We start from the raw sequence: 18383 nt of genomic DNA on the forward strand, positions 1-18383 counted from the left end.
CAACTGTTAACGAATGGCTAGACGAGAACCTCTTTCGCAGGCCCGTGACCGAGGAAATTTTCAGGCGATGCGGTAGCGCCATAAGCGCCCGCACAAAAGACCGCGACGAGATCACCGACACCGGCTTTCGGGAGATTCGCAAGATCGGCGAGCCTGTCGAGGGGTGTGCAGAGACAACCGACGATGTTCACGACCTCTTCCGGCTCGGCATCGAAGCGGCTCGCAATCGCAACCGGGTAGTTGCGACGCACGACCGTGCCGAAATTGCCCGACGCGGCGAGTTGATGATGCAGCCCCCCATCGGTGACCAAGTATGTGGTTCCGTAACTCACCTTGCGGTCGATCACCCGGCACAGATAGACCCCCGCCTCGCCGACGAGATAGCGACCAAGCTCGATACACAAATCCGTGTCGGCCAGCGTCGCGGGCAGGTTGGCGACACGTTCGTGCAGGGCCTTGCCGACAGCTGCGAGGTCGAGCGGTTCGTCGCCCGGAAAATAGGGGATGCCGAAGCCGCCGCCCATATTCAGCTTGGGGAGGGTCTCGCCAGTGTCGCTAGCCAGTTTATCGGCCAATTCCAGGACGTTGGCCTGCGCTTCTATGATCGCATCCGCGCTCAGCGCCTGGCTGCCGGTGAAAATATGGAGGCCCCGCCATTCCGCTCCCTCACCGATTACACGGCGGGCGAGGCCCGGGACCATGTTGGCATCAACGCCGAAAGGTTTTGCTCCCCCGCCCATCTTCATGCCCGAACCCTTGAGCTCGAACTCGGGATTGACCCGGATCGCAATGCGCGGAGCTTTACCGATGCGCTGGCCGATTGCGAGCGATCGTTCCGCCTCGCCCTCAGATTCGCAATTGAGCGTCACACCGGCGCCGATCGCGTCTTCAAGCTCGTCGTCGCGTTTGCCGGGACCTGCGAAACTGACGCGCGCAGGGTCGATTCCCGCGTTCTGCGTCATCGCAAGCTCGCCGGAAGAGGCGATGTCGAACCCGTCGACGAGCGGCAGCATGTGGCTGATAACCTCGGGATGCGGATTGGCTTTGATCGCGTAATTGAGCCCGATGCGCTGAGGGAGCGCATCGCGAAGCTGCTTCACCCGCGCATCGAGATGCTCACGCGAATAGACGAACAGCGGGGTGCCTCCGGCAGCATCGACGAGGTCGCTCGCCTTGCGCCCGCCGATGGCGAGCTCCCCGTCAATTGCGCCGTAACCAGCGGGGATCGGGCCGAGAGGCTTGCTCTTCATGCTGCTATCCCTTCGCTCAGCTCGCGATAGAGCGCCGTGCGGTCGATCTTGCCGTTGGGATTGAGCGGCATCTTGGTCCGCCAGTGGATCGCCTGCGGCTGCATGAAATTCGGAAGCTCCTGCTTGAGCGCTTTGGACAGTTTTTCGCGTGCCGTGGGATCGTCTGAACCGCGAACGACAAGATGTACCGCGTGGCCCAGTCGATCGTCGGGAAGGCCCAGCGCCACTGCTTCCGATACGACATCGGTAGCGATGGCCACTTCCTCGATCTCCTGCGGGCTGATCCGGTTGCCTGCGCTCTTGATCATGGCGTCGTGCCTGCCGACGAAGTAGAGGAGGCCGTCCTCCGTTCGCCTCACCCAGTCGCCCGACCAGACAGCCGTTCCGCCATACTCCGAAGCCTCGGGCGCCGGCTTGAATCGCTGGGACGTGCGTTCGGCGTCCTGCCAATATCCTTTGGCTACCAGCGGCCCGCAATGGACAAGCTCGCCCTCCTTACCCGGACCAGCCAAGTCTCCATCATCGTCGATTACGAGGATTTCTGCGAAGGGTATCGCCTTACCCATTGAAGTCGGGTGCTTTTTGACCAGCGATGGTTCGAGATATGTGGAACGGAATGCTTCCGTAAGGCCGTACATGGGATAGAGGTCCGCTTGCGCGAATATGCGCTGCAAATCCTCGACCAGATCGACCGTGAGCGCTCCGCCGCTATTCGTAAGCCGTCGGAGAGGGGCGCTCGCATCTTCCGGCCAGTCGACTTCGGTGAGTTGAACCCAAAGTGGCGGGACCGCCGCAAGGGTGGTGACCCGATACTTTGCGCAGGCCTTTGCGACGTCCCTGGGAAACAGGAAATCGAGCGGCACGACGCTTCCGCCCGCATACCAGGTGGAAAGCAGTTGGTTCTGCCCGTAATCGAACGACAGCGGCAGGACAGCCAGTGTCACGTCGTCCTGCGCCATCTTGAGGTAGTGCGACACGCTTACCGCGCCGAGCCACAGATTGGCGTGGCTCAGCATCACCCCCTTGGGCCTCCCGGTGGAACCGCTGGTGTAGAGGATCGCGGCGAGTTCATCGGGGTCTGAAGATGAAAAACCGTGCTCGAAACCCGCTTCGGCAGCCGCCGCAAGCGCCTCACCCTCCTCCATCGCGATGCAGCCGCGCGGCAACTCGCCTTCCTGCAGCGAGCCAATCCGCGTTTTCGTTCCGATCAGCAATTTCGCGCTGCTATCGGTAAGAATGTGGGCTGCCTGGGCATGTTTGAGCAGCGGGTTGATCGGCACGTGAATCAGCCCCGCGCGCGCTGCCGCCAGCGGCATGAGGCAGGTTAGTTCGCCCTTCGCCGCCCAAGTGGCCACCCGCGCGCCTTTTTCCGGTATTTCATGCGCAAGCCATCCGGCAAGCCGATCGACACGCTGTCTTAACTCATCGTGGTTAAGCACCTCGTCGCGCAGCACCAATGCCGGACGCTCGCCATAGCCACCCTCGCCTGCCAGTTCGGCAAGGTGATCGAGCGGTCGAGGCGTAGGATTCAAGGGCGTTTGGCTGGCTTGCATGGGAATTTGTTTGAAGGACTTTCGAGTGATCGAAGCGAGGTATCACGATAGCGTTAACGTCTTGCAAGACCTGTCTTTGCAGGATGGCGCTGTTGCAACCCCTTCGCCTTTCGACCGTGCGGAATGGTACGCCTTGCTCGCCGACGCAGGACTGACCCCGCTCATAGCAATTGCAAGTGACAACGAAAGTACCGCCGCGCTCGCACTCACGGAGGAGAACGGGCGGATAAAGCCGCTGCGCAACTGGTACAGCTTCACATGGCGGCAGCTTGCCCCCGAGGGCGAAGCAGGAGACAGGTTGCTTCTGGAGATAGCTCGCCAGTTGAAATCGCGCGGCCATCGGGTGACGATGGAGCCTGTCCCGACAGAGGATGGCTCTGCGGATCGGCTGTCTCGGGCCTTCAAGGCCGCTGGATGGCGGGTCGAAACTACGCCTTGCGATCTCAATCACATCCTCAATGTCAACGGCCGCAGCTTCGCCGAATACTGGGCCTCGCGCCCCGGCCCCCTTCGCACCACGCTCAAGCGCAAGGGGAAAAAGGTCGACGTGGCGATTCATACCGAATTCGATGAAGTTGCGTGGTCGCACTATGAGCGTGTCTATGCCGAAAGCTGGAAACCTGCAGAGGATCACCCTCATATGCTCCGTGCCTTCGCTCGCGCGGAGGGTGCAGCCGGCCGCCTGCGCCTTGGCTTGGCTTTTTACGATGGCGAGGCGGTTGCCGCGCAGTTCTGGACGGTCGAGAACAAAACCGCCTTCATTCACAAGCTTGCCCATCTCGAAAGCTACAAACAGCTTTCAGCTGGAACGACGCTTTCAGCCGCCCTTTTCGAACATGTGATCGACCGCGATCACGTCGATCTCGTCGATTTCGGAACGGGCGACCAGCGCTACAAGGCCGACTGGATGGAAGATACGCGCCTTCGCTATCGGATAGACTGTATCGACCCGGGCTCGCCGAAAGGCTGGATCGATCTCGCCCGCCGCTGGGTCAGTCGCATCCGGCGCACTGCGTCCTCCAAACTTGCGCAGGGGCGAGCGGCTGGCTAAGGCCGCGCCCGATGATAAGGGGCGCGATCGGGCCGGTGCCGTAGCGCCCAAAAGGTCAGCGCCCGAAAAACAGGGTCACAAGCAGGGATCGTCGAAGGCATGAGCACCAACCCGGTCAGCAGCGAGAAAAGCGCGAAAGACACAGCGCACGCGGATGCCGCTTCGCTTGCCCCGAGCCGCGCGGAGATCGATGCCAAGCTGAAAGCCATTCTCGTCGCCGTGCTCGGAATTGACGAAGAGCAAGCCTCCCAAATGGACGACGATTCTGGCCTGTTCGGCCACTTGCCCGAGCTCGATTCGATGGCGGTCGCCGGATTGCTGACCGAGATGGAAGACCAGCTCGATATCGTGATCGAGGATGACGACGTCGACGGCGAAATGCTCGAAACCTATGGCGGACTGCTGGCTTTTGCCGAAGCCAAGATCATCGAAGGCTAAGCGCCGGTGATCAAAACCTGGCCCTGCACCCTGCCCGATGGAAAGGTGTCGGAGGAACTGGTCGTTTGGTACGGCGCTTCGAACGCGGACAACATTCTCATAATCCCGCCGCTGTTCGACGAGCACAACAAGATGCGGCGACAACTGATCGAGGTCATGCGCCGTCTGGCGGAGGGCGGTGTCGATAGCCAGCTTCCCGACCTTTCCGGATGGAACGAGAGCCTTGCGCCGCTTGAAGAGCAGACGCTCGCATTCTGGCGAGAGGCTGTCATCGAGGCAGCACAGACGCTCAGGACAAGCCGGTTTCTTGCGGTTCGCAGCGGGGCATTGCTTGCGCCTTCCTTGATGAGAGGCTGGCTCTATGCTCCGCAAACAGGCCCAAAGCTGCTACGCGGCATGATCAGGGCACGCATCTTCTCCAACAAGGAGGCAGGGCGCACCGAAACGAGCGAAGCACTCCACGAGCGCGGCCGGGCCGAGGGTTTGATGCTGTCGGGCTGGCCGATCGGGCCGGAGATGTTTCGAGAGCTCGAAACGGCGGATATCGCCGACAGCGAAAATCACTCGGTCATCGAGCAATCGCAGATTGGCGGAGCCGGGCTTTGGCTCCGTGCCGAGCCGAGCGAAGATCCAAGACAGGCCGATGCGTTGGCAACGACCATCCTCGAAGACTTGGCAAAGCCCATATGACGCGCCTTCACCTCGAATTCGGCTGCGGAAGCCTCAAGCTCGCAGGCACGCTAGACAATGCACCGGGGCTGACAGGCCTCCTGATCGTGAGCGGCGGAAATGAAATACGCTCGGGTGCATTTTCCGGCCAGGCGAAGCTTGCCGCGCGCATCGCCGCCAAGGGTTTCCCGGTTTTCCGCTTCGATCGCCGGGGTATCGGCGGGAGCCAGGGAGAGAATCGAGGCTTTCGCAAGAGCAAGCGCGATATCGAGTCCGCACTCGAGGCTTTCAAAGCGCTCGCACCTCAATTGGAACGCGTCGTGGCATTCGGGAATTGCGATGCGGCCTCGATCCTGATGCTGACAGGGGGTGCAGGATTCGATGGGCTGATATTGTCCAACCCATGGACGATCGAGGATGACGAGAATGGCGTAAGCGACGCCACCCCTCCACCGGCCGCGATCCGCGCGCGCTATGCCGAAAAGCTGAAAAACCCCGGAGAGCTGGCCCGGCTGGCGAGAGGCGGCGTCGATTTCCGCAAACTTGCGCGCGGACTGTTCAAGGCTTTCGGATCATCCAATGAGCCATCCAGCCTTGCCGACGAAATGCGCGCAGGTCTTGCGACGTTCGGCGGCCCTGCGACCATCCTCCTTGCGACCGCCGATCGGACGGCGCAGGCATTCGAAAGCCACTGGGATACTGCGGATCCGCGCATATCCCGCTGCGAGGGCGCAGGCCATGCCTATGTCGAGCCCGAACATCAGCAATGGCTCGATCGGCAGATCCTCGCCGCCTTGCGCGCCTAACGTTCGAAAAGGCTCGTCAGCTCGACGTGGGTCGACCAACGAAACTGGCCCACCGGGCGCAGCTTTGACAAGCGGAACCCGACCTCGACCAACTGCGCCGCATCGCGCGCCCAGCTTGACGGGTTGCAACTGACATAGACCACGCGGGAAAGATCGCTTGCAGCGATTTCGCCGACCTGGGCCTTCGCGCCGGCGCGCGGAGGATCGAGCAAGGCTGCGTCGAAGCGGCTGAGTTCGGTCGCCTGAAGCGGATTGCGGAAAAGGTCACGGTGGAGCGCATGGACGCTTCCTCCGGCCCGCACGGCTGCCGTCTTGCACGCGAGATGCGCGGACCGATCGGCCTCGACCGCAAGCAACTTCCGCCCATCGCGCAAAGCAAATGCGAAAGTGCCGAGGCCGGAGAAGAGGTCGGAAACCAGCTTGCTCTCCTGCAACCACTCATCGGCGTCTGCGATCATGCGCGCCTCGGCATCTGGGGTCGCTTGCAGAAACGATCCGGGTGGCATCGGCACAGGAACGCCTCCCAGCGTAACCGCGACGGGCTCGGGTTCCCAAACGGTCTCCGGGCCATAACCCTGATCTATCGTAAGCCGCGCGAGAGCATTGTCGCGGGCGAAATCGAGCGCTGCCTCCGTCGCTTCGAGCCCATCGAGCGCGAAGTGCGTAAGGCCAAGATCGGCGCCCTGATCGCACAAAGAGAGCTGCGCATCGACCGCCCCTTTTGGCGGGCCGTGTCTGGCAATGAACCCGCGAAGGGGCTGGACAAGATTGAGAAGCGCTGGGTTGATGACATGGCATTCGGCCAAGTCGACAATCCTGTGCGATCCGGCCTCGCGAAAGCCGAGAACTGCCCCGTTCTGGGTGCGCATGCCGTGGAGCGTTGCACGCCGGCGGGTCCTGAAAGGCGACAGGTGGACGGGAAGCACTTCGCCAACCTCAAGGCCCTGCCCTCTGGCCGCGTTCACGACACGGTCGTGAACGAATGCTTCGAGCGCCGCTTCGTCCGCATGCTGGAGCTGGCATCCCCCGCATTTGCCAAAATGGTCGCAAGGCGGTTCGACGTGATGCGCGCCAAGCTCCACAATTGCGCCGTCAGACACGAGGTCGCCCGGAAGCGCGCCGCGAACATGCTCGCCCGATGCAGTGACGCCATCGCCCTTTGCGGCGAGACGGATGATGGTTTCGGTTTCGCTCACAGGCAGTCCGCGTAGGCGTCCGACACCGATCGCGCCAGTTCAGACGCTGTGAATGCCGCGCCGCACCTGCGTGCGGCCTCGCCATGCAACCAGACCGCCTCGCACGCCGCCTCGAACGGTTCCCGCCCCGTTGCCATGCGGCTGACGGCGATCCCGGCGAGCACATCGCCGCTGCCAGCCACGGACAGCCAGCTGGGCGCAGGAGGCGCGAGCGCGAGCCTGCCATCGGGGGCGGCGATCACCGTATCGGGCCCCTTGGCACATACGATCATCCCGCTTGCCTGCGCGAGAGCGGCAGCGCGTGCGCGTCGTCCTTCGGCGATCACCGCGAAATTGCGGCACAACATATCGAGCTCGCCATCGTGCGGCGTCGCAAGGATGGCATGGTCCGTATCGATCATTCCGGGTTTGAGAAGCACCAGCGCGTCGGCATCGAGCACGATCGGACGGCGCGGCTTCAGCGCCGCAGCAAGGCGTCTTTCCGCAAGATCGCTTCGCCCCAGACCCGGGCCTACCAAGATGGCCCTGATCCTGTCGTCGACGATTGTATCGTCAAGCGGGCCACTTTCGCAGACAAGACCGGGATCGAGCGACTCGCGTCCTTCGGCGAGCAGTTTGACGTACCCTGCTCCTGCCCGCTGCGCCGCCATTGCGGCAAGCGTGGCAGCACCCGGCATCTCGCCTCCTACGATGGCCGCGAGGCCGCGCCTGTACTTGTGCGAACCGGCCGCTGGTGCGGCAAGCGTCGGTTTCGCAATTAGCTCTGCCGCACCTTCGGTCGGTTCAACGCCAATAGGCACGAGACGTTTCGAACCCATGATTGAGCGCGCGGGAAGGACCCAATGGGCAAATTTCCACGCGCCAAGAGCCAGCGTCGCGTCGTATCTCTGCAGCTTCTCATTGAGCAGATCGCCGCTGTCACTCTCAACGCCCGAGGGCAGGTCGATCGCAACGCGCATTGCATGCCGCTCGGCAAGATCGCGCACCATCAATGCATGCTCACCAGACAGCGGGCGCGACAGGCCCGAGCCGAACAGGCAATCGACGAACACACCGCCATGCGCGCCATCGCCCGCGGTCGAAACCGCTCCGCCCCACTTCTCGCGCGCTTGCCTCGCAGCATCGGTGGCGGGCTCCATCGGGGCGACGACGCTGACCTCGTTACCGAATTCACGCATCCGCCGCGCGATCACATAGCCATCGCCGCCATTGTTACCGGGTCCGCACAGCACCGTGATCGAGCGGCCGGCGGCAATACGCCTGATCCACTCCGCTGCGCCGCCTGCAGCGATCTCCATCAATTCCGAAACAGTGGTGCCTTTGTCGAAAATTGCCTGCTCGGCCGCCTGCATCTGCGAAACGGTGAGGATCTGGCTATCGGTCATGGAATGCTGCGCTCCAGAAACTCGCGATAGACCTCGTAACGATCATCGCCGACAGTCACGTCGAACCGGCCGCTTGCCTCGTCGAGAGAGGCGTGGGTCACGACTTCCGCGCTGTCTGCAAGCGCAATCGAGGGCGGATTGTCGGTCACCTCGAACCGGCGGAAACTGCCATCGGGATGATGGATGACGAAACTGTCCTCACCCGCCAATTCAAGAATGCACGCGTTCTCTAGCTGCGCGCCCGGCCCGATCGCGCAGGCGATTTTCTCCCCCTGCGGTTCGCCGCTCGCCGATCCGCAGGCGGAAAGAAGCGCAGTTGCAAACGCAAGGCTAGATATCCGCATAGACATGGGTTTCGCTCTTCGCTCCCGAATGGGTGAGCGCGCCCTTGCTTGCCGGGCCGACATTCTGCGCATAGCGCCACAAAGCGCCCGACTGGTAGTCATTCGTGCGCGGCTGCCAGTTCTTGCGGCGCTCTTCGAGCACATCCTCTCCGACTTCGAGGTCGATTGTTCCCGCCTCCGCATCGATCGAAATGATATCCCCGTCTTCCACCAGCGCGATCGGTCCGCAATCGGCGGCCTCGGGGCCGACATGGCCAATGCAGAAACCGCGCGTCGCGCCTGAGAAACGCCCGTCGGTGATGAGAGCGACCTTCTCGCCCATGCCCTGCCCGTAGAGCGCGGCGGTGGTGGCGAGCATCTCGCGCATGCCGGGTCCGCCCTTTGGCCCCTCGTAACGGATCACGATGACGCTGCCTTCGGCAATATTGCGGTTTTCGACCGCCTCGAAGGCATCCTCTTCGCACTCGAACACCCGCGCAGGGCCGGAAAACTGGAGCCGCTCCATGCCGGCGACCTTCACGATCGCGCCGTCGGGGGCCAGCGAGCCCCTGAGGCCGACCACGCCGCCGGTGGAGGTGATCGGCGTCTTCACGTCGTAAAACACCTTCTGATCGGGGTTCCAGGTGATCTCCTCGATATTCTCGCCGAGCGTCTTGCCCGATACGGTCATCGGCTCGGGGTCGAGGAAACCGCCATCGAGCAGGGTCTTCATGCCCATATAGACACCGCCTGCCTCGTGCATGTCCTTGGCGACATATTTCCCGCCCGGCTTGAGGTCGGCGATGTAGGGGGTCGACTTGAAGATTTCGGCGACGTCGAACAGGTCGAAATCGATGCCGCATTCGCTCGCCATGGCGGGAAGGTGGAGCGCGGCATTGGTCGATCCGCCGGTCGCGGCGACCACGCGCGCGGCGTTTTCGAACGCGGCCTTGGTACAGATGTCGCGCGGGCGCAAGTTGGTCTCGAGCAATTTCATCACCTGCCGTCCTGCCGCACGCGCAATCTCTTCGCGCGATTTATAGGGTGCGGGTGACATGTTGCTGTTCGGCAGGGATAATCCGATCGCTTCGCCTACGCAGGCCATGGTGTTCGCGGTGAATTGGCCGCCGCATGCGCCGTGGCCGGGACAGGCGACCTTCTCGAGCTCGATCAGCTCTTGAAGCGGGCAATTTCCCGCGGCGTGCTGGCCGACCGCCTCGAACACATCGACCACGGTCACGTCCTTGCCGTGATAGGTGCCGGGAAGGATCGATCCGCCATAAACGAAGATGCTCGGCACGTTGAGGCGCAGCATCGCCATCATCATGCCCGGCAGGCTCTTGTCGCATCCAGCAAAGCCCACCAGCGCATCGTAGCAATGTCCGCGCACCGAAAGCTCGACGCTGTCGGCGATCACCTCGCGGCTGACGAGCGAGCTTTTCATGCCCTGATGCCCCATGGCGATGCCATCGGTCACGGTAATGGTGTTGAAACGGCGCGGAGTTCCGCCGCCCTCCTGCACCCCTTCGCGGCAGATATTCGCCTGCGCGTCGAGCGTGGTGTTGCACGGTGCGGAATCGTTGCCCGCGCTCGCCACCGCGACGAATGGACGCGCGATCTCCTCCTCGGTCATGCCCATCGCATAGTAATAGGAGCGATGCGGCGCGCGTTCCGGCCCTACCGAGACATGGCGGCTGGGGAGTTTCGATTTGTCGAAAGACATTTTGTTTCCCGTAAAGTGCGTTTCGGGAAACAGCCCTGCCGCTAGTCGAGCGCGAGCGCAACCCTTCCGCATACGTCTGCTATCATCGCTGCCCAGCGCGATTGCTCAGCGCGGGTCGATACCAGATCCTGACGGATTTCGATGAAGCAGTAATTGCGCCCCTTGGCCTCGGCGTGGCGATTCATCGTCGCATTGAGTTCTTTGCCCGAATAGGGCTCGTTCTCTCCGACCTTCAGACCCAGTTCGCCGAACAGCCGGATGGCATGGCGCGCGGCTCGATCGTCGGTGTTGTAAAGGAGCGAGACCTCCCAGGGTCGTTCCTCAGAGCCATTGCGCAGTTTCGGGGTGAAGCTGTGCAGCGAGATGATAAGTTCGGGCTCGGCTTCGTCGAGCCACTTTGCGAGCGCTTCGTGATATGGCCGGTAATACTTCTTGAGCCGGGCATCGATATCAGCGCCGATATTGCCCGGTATCAGGTGGCCATCGCTCGTCGTGGGGACGACATCGGGATGATCCTCTTCGCGGTGGAGATCGATGACAAGCCGACTGACCTGGGCCAGGTGCGCAGGGATTCCATGGCGACGCGCCATCCGTCCTGCGACGCCTGCGACACCTATATCGTATGCGACATGTTGCTCGAGCAACTCGGGCGCAATTCCGAGAGGAATATCCTCTGGCACAAAATTGGAGGCATGGTCTGCCACGCAAACCAGCCCGCCCCGTTTCACTTCACCGATCTGGCGGTACGGAAGTCCGTCGATCATCTAAGCATTCCTGTCATCTGCCACCATTCCGGATGCGCCCCTGCTATCCGGTGCGCGGCGTCATCGCGCGCTGCGGGTTCTTCGTATACTGCAAAACATGTGGCCCCTGATCCCGACATTTCAAACTTGAACGGAGTGTCGCGCTGTAATTCCTCAAGAACATCAGAGATTTGCGGGCAGATACTGATAGCCGGTTCGCGCAAATCGTTGCGTCCCTTTAGCGCAATTGTGCGGGCCGAACCCTTGGGGAGCGGTCCACGATCTTCTCCGCCCTCCACCTCGGCCCCGATTTCGGCCCAGGCCTTGAACACCGGGCCTGTGGGAAGGGGTATGCGCGGATTGACGAGGAGTACGGCCATCCCTGCCATATCGTTCTTGACCGGTTCCAGCTCGGCGCCTGTCCCGCGCCCGATCGCCATTTCGCTGCGTACGCAGGAGGGAACGTCCGCCCCCAGCCGCTCGGCGCGCAATTGCCAGTCTTCAGGCAGGCCGTGATAGTGCTCGATAATACGGAACATTGCGCCTGCATCGGCCGAACCGCCGCCCAGTCCTGCTGCCACCGGCAGGTTCTTTTCGAGCGTCACCTCAAGCCCCTGGGGGTGCGGCAGCGCATTGAGCGCGCGCATCACGAGATTGTCGAACGGATTGTCGAGCGCCTGCGCGAATTCGCCCACCGTCGTCAGGCTGTCGCGTTCGGCGGGCCTGGCGACCAGCGTGTCGCCCGCATCGACGAAGGCGAACAGCGTCTCGATCTCGTGATAGCCATCCTCGCGCTTCCCGCGAACGTGCAGCGCGAGGTTGATCTTGGCGTAGGCGGTTTCGGCGACGGTCATGGAGAGCGCTCGCCAATACTATCGCGAGCTATCCAAACAATCGTCGCGATGGAAAAAGCAAGAACGGTCCAGCTCATGATCCGCAAGAGAAGAAAGAGGTTTGGATCGGGCGCGCCCTGCACCAGCATTCCAAATGTATGCCTAAACAGCCAGATGTAGACTCCGATGAACGCGACGAACGCAATCGCCATGCCGACGAGAAACCCATACCTCCCCTGATCCCAAAACCGCCAACCCAATCTGATCGCGCCGATCACAAAGAAAACCCATGCTCCCATGGCAAGCCAAGTCTGCGGGTCTCCTAGCATCCAAATAAGGTGCTGTAGGAACGGGGGTTCTCCACCGCCTTGCGGCGCGAATAATGAGCCTTGCAGCCGAGCAAATCCGAGATGATCGAGCGCCAACGGGGCAGGATCACATATTCGGATAGTTAGGCCCGCCCCCACCTTCCGGGGTCACCCAGTTGATGTTCTGGTTCGGGTCCTTGATGTCGCAGGTCTTGCAGTGGACGCAATTCTGCGAGTTGATCACGAATTTGGGCTCTGCGCCTTCCTCGGTCACCCACTCGTAAACCCCCGCCGGGCAATATCGGGTCGAGGGGCCGCCATAGACCTTCAGCTCGCTTTCCTTCTGCAACTCGGGATCCTTCACCTTGAGATGACAGGGCTGGTCCTCTGCGTGGTTGGTGAAGCTGTAGGCGACATTGGTCAGCCGATCGAAGCTGATGACGCCATCTGGCTTGGGATAATCGATCTTGGGATAGAGATCGGCGCGCCCGGTCATCTCGTGATCGGGATGATGGCCCATCGTGATCGGCAGGCCGATCTTGAGCGTGCGCATCCACATGTCGATGCCGGCAAGCGCTGTACCGATATCGCCGCCATACTTGGCGACAGCGGGCTGCGCGTTTTTCACCTTTTTAAGTTCTTCGGCGATCCAGCTGTTGCGAACCGCGTCATCGTAGTCGCTGAGCTCGGTGCCTTCGCGGCCTTCGGAGATAGCCTTCGCGACGCTCTCCGCCGCCAGCATACCGCTCTTCATCGCCGTGTGGCTGCCCTTGATGCGAGGGACATTCACGAAACCTGCCGCGCAGCCGATCAGCGCGCCGCCTGGGAAGGCGAGCTTGGGCACCGATTGCCAACCGCCTTCGTTGATCGCACGCGCGCCATAGGCAACGCGGGTTCCGCCTTCGAGGTATTCGCGGATTGCCGGGTGCTGTTTCCAGCGCTGGAATTCGTGATAGGGCGAGACCCACGGATTCTTGTAATCGAGCGCGGTCACGAAGCCGAGCGCCACCTGGCCGTTGGCCTGGTGGTAGAGGAAGCCCCCGCCCCAGCTGTCGCTTTCGGTGAGCGGCCATCCCTGAGTGTGGATGACGCGGCCGGGCACGTGTTTCTTGGGATCGATGTCCCACAGCTCTTTGATGCCAAGGCCATAAACCTGCGGCTGGCAATTAGCCTCAAGATCGAAACGCCCCTTCATCTGCTTGGTCAGATTGCCGCGCGCGCCTTCGGCGAACAGAGTATACTTGGCGTGGATTTCCATGCCCGGCTGGTAATCGGGCTTGTGACTGCCATCGGCGGCAACGCCCATGTCCTGGGTGATCACGCCCGAGACGTTGCCGTTGTCGTCGAACATCACTTCTGCGGCGGGGAAGCCGGGGAAAACCATCACGCCCAGTGCTTCGGCCTGTTCGCCGAGCCAGCGGGTCATATTGCCGAGCGAGCCGGTGTAGCAGCCGTGATTGCTCATCAGCGGCGGCATGATGAGATGCGGGAGCGAAGTCTTGCCCTTCTTCGAAAGCACCCAGTGCCAGTTATCCGTGACGGGCGTTTCTGCCATCGGGCAGTCCATGTCGCGCCAGTCGGGAAACAGTTCATCCAGCGCCTTCGGATCGACCACCGCACCCGAAAGGATATGCGCGCCGATTTCAGATCCCTTTTCAAGGACGACGACTTCGAGCTCTTCGTTGATCTGCTTCAGCCGGATCGCCGCAGAAAGGCCGGCCGGGCCTCCACCGACGATAACGACATCGCAAGGCATTGATTCACGTTCGGACATGCGCTTTCCTGCTTCCACTGTTAGACGCGAAAAATCGATCGCAATGATGTGTGCAAACCACTTGCTAAGCGGGGCCTGCGCAGTCAAGGGCTGCATTTGAGAGCATGACCGCCGCGCCCCCTTCCCTCGCCCGCGAACTCGCCGCCGCCATGGACTGGTGGCGCGACGCCGGCGTAGATCTCGATTTTGTCGATGACGCTACGGCTTGGTTGCGTGAAGACGAGCTTGGAGAGCCTGAGCCGGCCTCACCGGAGACGACCGAGCGATCGCGCGCCCCCCTCGACAGCGCACCCAAAGAAAATGTCGCAACGCCTGTTGCATCTGTCGAGAGAATGAACCTGCTGAGCGATGCCCCGCCTGCGTCACTGGAAGAATTCCGCCGGTTCTGGCTCGAAGCGCCAGGTCTCGACGCAATTGGCCCGCGCGGACGTGTCGCCCCTCGCGGAGCCGAAGAAGCCGATCTGATGGTGCTCGTCGTCGATCCCGAGCAGGGCGACGCGGAAAAACTGATGAGCGGGCCGCAGGGGCTCCTGCTCGATAAAATGCTCGCCGCAATGAACGTCGCCGAAGACAAGGCTTACATCGCCTCCGCGCTTCCACGCCACACTCCGATGGCCGATACGGCCGCAATTGCGGCAGGCGGGATGGACGAAGTGCTCGCGCTGCACATTACACTCGCAAAGCCCAAACGCATCCTCGCGCTAGGGCGTGGCATCCTGCCGCTGATCGGCCACGATCGGGCGCAAGACCATTCGTCTTTACGCGAAATTCACCATGGTGGCGCCACAACACCGCTGCTGGTGAGCGAGGGTCTGGATTCGATGATGTCGATGCCTCGTCTCAAAGCCAGGTTTTGGCGGAGATGGATCGAATGGTCGGGCTGACGATGATTACGAGATGGATGCGCACCGGACTGGTCGCACTTTCACTGACTACCGCCCTCACAATCCCCGCAATCGCAAACGCTCAGAGCCAGAGCATGGCCGCGCATTACGGGCAGGATGCCGCGCAGGCCGATGCGATTCCTAGCGTCCTTTCGACCGAAGAGCGCGAGCATTACCGCACCGTATTCCGCGCGATTGACCGCCAGCAATGGGACGAAGTCGAAGGCCTGCTCGACAAGCACGAGGATGGAGTGCTCCACCAGACCGCGCTCGCAGAGTATTACACCCACGCCAACAGCCCCAAAGTCAGCGCCGAACAGATCGAAGACTGGTTCGAAATGGGCGTGCACCTACCGCAGGCCGAACAACTTGGCCGCATGGGCGAGAAGCGCGGGATCGAGCGCCTGCCTGATTTTCCTCGGGCGCAGAGCTTCGCGCGCCAACCCTATGCCCCAAAACGGATCCGCCCGCGCTCTATCGTCGATGGCACCATGCCGACCGAGGTGCGCTCGCAAATCCTCGAATTCATCAAGAACGACGACCCCACGAGCGCCCACGCTCTTCTAACGCAGGTAGACGAACAGCTTAGCCCCGAAGCGCGCGCCGAATGGCGCCAGCGTGTCGCGTGGAGCTATTACATCGAGAACAACGATGCCGCCGCGCTCGATCTGGCGAGCACGGTGTCGCAAGGCCAAGGCGACTGGGTTGCCGAGGGTGAATGGGTCGCGGGGCTGGCCGCCTGGCGTCTGGGGGATTGTTCGCAGGCCGCCGAGGCGTTCGAGCGATCCGCGCGCCGATCGGCCAATGTCGAACTGACCGCCGCCGCCCATTACTGGGCGCACCGTTCGCAGGTCCGCTGCCGCGAGCCGGGCAAGGCGCAGGACCACCTCCAGCGCGCAGCCCGTTTTGACGAGACGCTTTACGGCATGCTTGCCGCCGACCAGCTCGGCATCGAGTTGCCGCAGGCGCAAGCGCCGCAGCCCTTTACCAAAAACGACTGGCGCGAGATCAGCGACATCCACAATGTTCGCATCGCCGCCGCGCTGGTCGAGATCGGTCGTCCGGGTCTGGCCGATGAGGTGCTTCGCCATCAGGCCCGCGTCGGAAACCCGCGCGATTACGAGCCGCTGGCGCGCTTTGCCCGCGAGCTCGGCCTTCCGGCAACGCAGCTCTTCATGGCCCATAACGCGCCTTATGGAATGCGGAGCGACGCGGCCCTGCGGTTCCCGGTCGCGCGCTGGCAACCGAGCGACGGATGGAAGGTCGACCCCGCCCTCGCCTTCGCGCACGCTTTGCAGGAATCGAACTTCCGCACCGCCGCCGTCAGTCCCGCTAATGCACGCGGCCTGATGCAGATCACCCCGATCACAGTGCGCCAGCACGCCCCACGCCTCAATATGAGCGCGAGCTACGTCAATCTGAACGACCCCGAGGTCAATCTCGCCTTCGGCCAGCGCAATCTCGAAATGCTGCGCGACAGCGCCGCGACCGAGGGCAAGCTCCCCAAGATCATGGCGGCTTACAATGCCGGGCTGACCCCGATCACGCGCTGGAATTACGAGATCAACGACCAGAACGATCCGCTGCTCTACATGGAGTCGATCCCGTACTGGGAGACGCGCGGCTATGTCGCGATCGTGATGCGCAATTACTGGATGTACGAGCGCGCGGCAGGCGTGCCCAGCCCGAGCAGGCGCGCCTTGGCACAGGGTCACTGGCCGAGCTTCCCAGACATGGCTAGAACAAGGTCGGCCTTTCTGGATCGGTAAGGGGAAAAGTGCATGGCGATCGACGAGAGCAGAACCTTCGCGCCGATCAACATCGCGATCCTGACCGTATCGGATACGCGAACCGCAGCCGACGACACCTCGGGCGATATCCTCGCCGCGCGGGTAAAGGATGCAGGCCACCATCTCGCCGCGCGGACCATCGTCAAGGACGATGCGGCGCTGCTCGCAACCCAGTTCAACAACTGGATCGACGACTCGCAAATCGACGCGATTGTCAGCACAGGTGGCACCGGCCTCACCGGCCGCGACGTGACCCCCGAAGCGCTGTCGCGGATCGACGGAGGGCGAGACATTCCCGGTTTCGGCGAACTGTTCCGCTGGCTCAGCTTCAAGACCATCGGCACCAGCACGGTCCAGTCTCGCGCCTGCGCTATCGTCGCGCGGGGGACCTATATCTTCGCCCTTCCCGGCTCGAACGGTGCGGTGAGAGACGGTTGGGACGGCATTCTCGCCGAACAGCTCGACAACCGAAACCGGCCTTGCAACTTCGTAGAGCTGATGCCTCGCCTCAAAGAGAAATAGCCCTTTCCGAATCCACTTGTTCCTATTATGTTCTTCTATGTGAGGGCGAAGGAGCATCCCGATTTTCAGGCTGGCCGCGGTGCGGCATCGGCCAACGTGCCGACCCGTTTCGGCCTCGCCACGCGCGAAACCGATGCCGACTGGCGCGATCACGTCGAGGCGCTCGATGGTCCGCCTGTGAAACTGCGCACCGAAGTGACCGAAGAGCGCCCGAAGACCATCCTCAGCTTCAACAAATCGCCCGATGTCCCTTTCGACCGCTCGATCAACGCGTATCGCGGCTGCGAGCACGGCTGCGTCTACTGCTTCGCGCGGCCGACCCATGCCTATCACGACCTCTCGCCCGGGCTCGATTTCGAGACCAAGCTGTTCGCCAAGCCCAATGCCGCAGACTTGCTGCGCAAAACGCTCGCCAAGCCGAAATATCGCCCCGCCCCGATAGCGATGGGGACCAACACCGATCCCTACCAGCCCATCGAGCGCAGATACCGCATCACGCGCTCGGTGCTCGAAGTGTGCCTGGAGGCGCGTCATCCGGTGACGATCACGACCAAGTCCGACCGCGTCGTGCAGGATATCGACCTGCTCGAAGAGATGGCGCGGCTCGATCTCGTCGCGGTCGCAGTATCGGTGACGACGCTCGACCCGGTGCTGTCAGGCAAGCTCGAACCGCGCTGCGCCGCCCCTGTCAAGCGCATCGCAGCGCTCGGTAAGCTGGTCGAGGCGGGAGTGCCGGTGCATAGCTCGGTCTCCCCCATCATACCTGCGATCACCGATGAGTTCATGGAGGGTATAGTCGAGCGTGTCGGTGCGCTGGGCGTGAAGAGCGCGGGCTGGATACCGCTGCGCCTGCCGCACGAGGTCGCGCCGCTGTTCCGCGAGTGGCTCGACGTCCACTACCCCGATCGCGCGGGCAAGGTGATGAGCATCGTCCGCTCGATCCGCGACGGGCGTGAGAACGATCCCAACTTCTTCAGCCGGATGAACCCCAAGGGCGTGTGGGCGGACCTATTCCGCGCTCGCTTTCGTGTTGCGTGCAAGAAGGCGGGGATCGGGAAAGCGAAGTTCGAGCTCGATTGCTCGAAGTTCAGACCGCCCGAAGTGGGTGGGCAGATGAGGCTTCTGTGATATCGTC

The 18383-nt window shown here is 62.3% G+C and carries 18 protein-coding genes; 8 read left to right on the forward strand and 10 right to left on the reverse strand.

What is annotated here, in order from left to right; genetic code table 11:
* Positions 1-17: 17 nt before the first annotated feature.
* The gene (locus FIU90_RS10735; RefSeq protein WP_152434748.1) at positions 18-1250 is read right to left on the reverse strand and encodes a pyridoxal-dependent decarboxylase, exosortase A system-associated; all 1233 of its coding nucleotides are present in this window, start codon (positions 1248-1250) and stop codon (positions 18-20) included.
* A complete protein-coding gene (locus FIU90_RS10740; RefSeq protein WP_152434749.1) occupies positions 1247-2803 on the reverse strand; it encodes an acyl-CoA ligase (AMP-forming), exosortase A system-associated in 1557 nt (518 codons plus the stop codon). The genes FIU90_RS10735 and FIU90_RS10740 overlap by 4 nt, the downstream gene beginning before the upstream one ends.
* Before the next feature lie 25 nt (positions 2804-2828).
* Between FIU90_RS10740 and FIU90_RS10745 the strand changes: the two genes are divergently transcribed.
* The 4 genes from FIU90_RS10745 (at position 2829) to FIU90_RS10760 (ending at position 5767) form a co-directional block, all read left to right on the forward strand.
* On the forward strand, positions 2829-3854 hold the full coding sequence (locus tag FIU90_RS10745) for a GNAT family N-acetyltransferase (protein ID WP_234029491.1): 1026 nt from the start codon (positions 2829-2831) through the stop codon (positions 3852-3854).
* A gap of 99 nt (positions 3855-3953) precedes the next feature.
* A complete protein-coding gene (locus FIU90_RS10750; protein ID WP_152434751.1) occupies positions 3954-4292 on the forward strand; it encodes an acyl carrier protein in 339 nt (112 codons plus the stop codon).
* A gap of 6 nt (positions 4293-4298) precedes the next feature.
* Positions 4299-4982 carry a hypothetical protein gene (locus FIU90_RS10755; RefSeq protein ID WP_234029492.1) on the forward strand — a complete coding sequence of 228 codons (684 nt, stop codon included), beginning with the start codon at positions 4299-4301 and terminating at the stop codon, positions 4980-4982.
* Complete coding sequence (locus tag FIU90_RS10760; protein ID WP_152434752.1) at positions 4979-5767, forward strand: hydrolase 1, exosortase A system-associated; 789 nt, start codon at positions 4979-4981, stop codon at positions 5765-5767. The genes FIU90_RS10755 and FIU90_RS10760 overlap by 4 nt, the downstream gene beginning before the upstream one ends.
* Here FIU90_RS10760 and FIU90_RS10765 read toward each other — a convergent pair.
* The 8 genes from FIU90_RS10765 to FIU90_RS10800 are packed head-to-tail and all read right to left on the reverse strand — an operon-like array spanning position 5764 to position 14052.
* Positions 5764-6963 carry a class I SAM-dependent RNA methyltransferase gene (locus tag FIU90_RS10765; RefSeq protein WP_152434753.1) on the reverse strand — a complete coding sequence of 400 codons (1200 nt, stop codon included), beginning with the start codon at positions 6961-6963 and terminating at the stop codon, positions 5764-5766. The genes FIU90_RS10760 and FIU90_RS10765 overlap by 4 nt on opposite strands.
* A complete protein-coding gene (locus tag FIU90_RS10770; RefSeq protein WP_152434754.1) occupies positions 6960-8348 on the reverse strand; it encodes an NAD(P)H-hydrate dehydratase in 1389 nt (462 codons plus the stop codon). The genes FIU90_RS10765 and FIU90_RS10770 overlap by 4 nt, the downstream gene beginning before the upstream one ends.
* Positions 8345-8698 (reverse strand): hypothetical protein, encoded by a 354-nt coding sequence (locus tag FIU90_RS10775; protein WP_152434755.1) that lies wholly within the window; start codon positions 8696-8698, stop codon positions 8345-8347. The genes FIU90_RS10770 and FIU90_RS10775 overlap by 4 nt, the downstream gene beginning before the upstream one ends.
* Complete coding sequence (ilvD, locus tag FIU90_RS10780) at positions 8679-10394, reverse strand: dihydroxy-acid dehydratase (RefSeq protein ID WP_152434756.1); 1716 nt, start codon at positions 10392-10394, stop codon at positions 8679-8681. The genes FIU90_RS10775 and ilvD overlap by 20 nt, the downstream gene beginning before the upstream one ends.
* A 41-nt stretch (positions 10395-10435) precedes the next feature.
* Complete coding sequence (locus FIU90_RS10785) at positions 10436-11158, reverse strand: N-formylglutamate amidohydrolase (RefSeq protein ID WP_152434757.1); 723 nt, start codon at positions 11156-11158, stop codon at positions 10436-10438.
* Positions 11155-11991, reverse strand: a complete 837-nt coding sequence (locus FIU90_RS10790) for a 4-(cytidine 5'-diphospho)-2-C-methyl-D-erythritol kinase (protein WP_152434758.1) — start codon at positions 11989-11991, stop codon at positions 11155-11157. Before FIU90_RS10790 ends, FIU90_RS10785 begins: the two co-directional genes overlap by 4 nt.
* Entirely contained in the window at positions 11988-12395 is a 408-nt protein-coding gene (locus tag FIU90_RS10795; RefSeq protein WP_152434759.1) for a hypothetical protein, read from the reverse strand. Before FIU90_RS10795 ends, FIU90_RS10790 begins: the two co-directional genes overlap by 4 nt.
* A 10-nt stretch (positions 12396-12405) precedes the next feature.
* The gene (locus FIU90_RS10800; RefSeq protein WP_152434760.1) at positions 12406-14052 is read right to left on the reverse strand and encodes an electron transfer flavoprotein-ubiquinone oxidoreductase; all 1647 of its coding nucleotides are present in this window, start codon (positions 14050-14052) and stop codon (positions 12406-12408) included.
* A gap of 104 nt (positions 14053-14156) precedes the next feature.
* On the opposite strand from FIU90_RS10800, the gene FIU90_RS10805 reads away from it, so the two are divergent.
* From FIU90_RS10805 to FIU90_RS10820, 4 genes are read left to right on the forward strand one after another with little or no spacing between them, the layout of a single operon-like run.
* Positions 14157-14936, forward strand: coding sequence for a hypothetical protein (locus tag FIU90_RS10805; RefSeq protein ID WP_152434761.1), 780 nt, complete (start codon positions 14157-14159; stop codon positions 14934-14936).
* 2 nt (positions 14937-14938) lie between these two features.
* Positions 14939-16705 carry a lytic transglycosylase domain-containing protein gene (locus FIU90_RS10810; protein ID WP_234029493.1) on the forward strand — a complete coding sequence of 589 codons (1767 nt, stop codon included), beginning with the start codon at positions 14939-14941 and terminating at the stop codon, positions 16703-16705.
* Between the two features lie 12 nt (positions 16706-16717).
* The gene (moaB, locus tag FIU90_RS10815; protein ID WP_152434762.1) at positions 16718-17248 is read left to right on the forward strand and encodes a molybdenum cofactor biosynthesis protein B; all 531 of its coding nucleotides are present in this window, start codon (positions 16718-16720) and stop codon (positions 17246-17248) included.
* A gap of 27 nt (positions 17249-17275) precedes the next feature.
* The gene (locus FIU90_RS10820) at positions 17276-18376 is read left to right on the forward strand and encodes a PA0069 family radical SAM protein (RefSeq protein WP_152434763.1); all 1101 of its coding nucleotides are present in this window, start codon (positions 17276-17278) and stop codon (positions 18374-18376) included.
* The last annotated feature ends 7 nt before the right edge of the window (positions 18377-18383 follow it).

Origin of the sequence: Erythrobacter sp. THAF29, from assembly GCF_009363635.1 — a bacterium.
Classification (GTDB): domain Bacteria; phylum Pseudomonadota; class Alphaproteobacteria; order Sphingomonadales; family Sphingomonadaceae; genus Erythrobacter.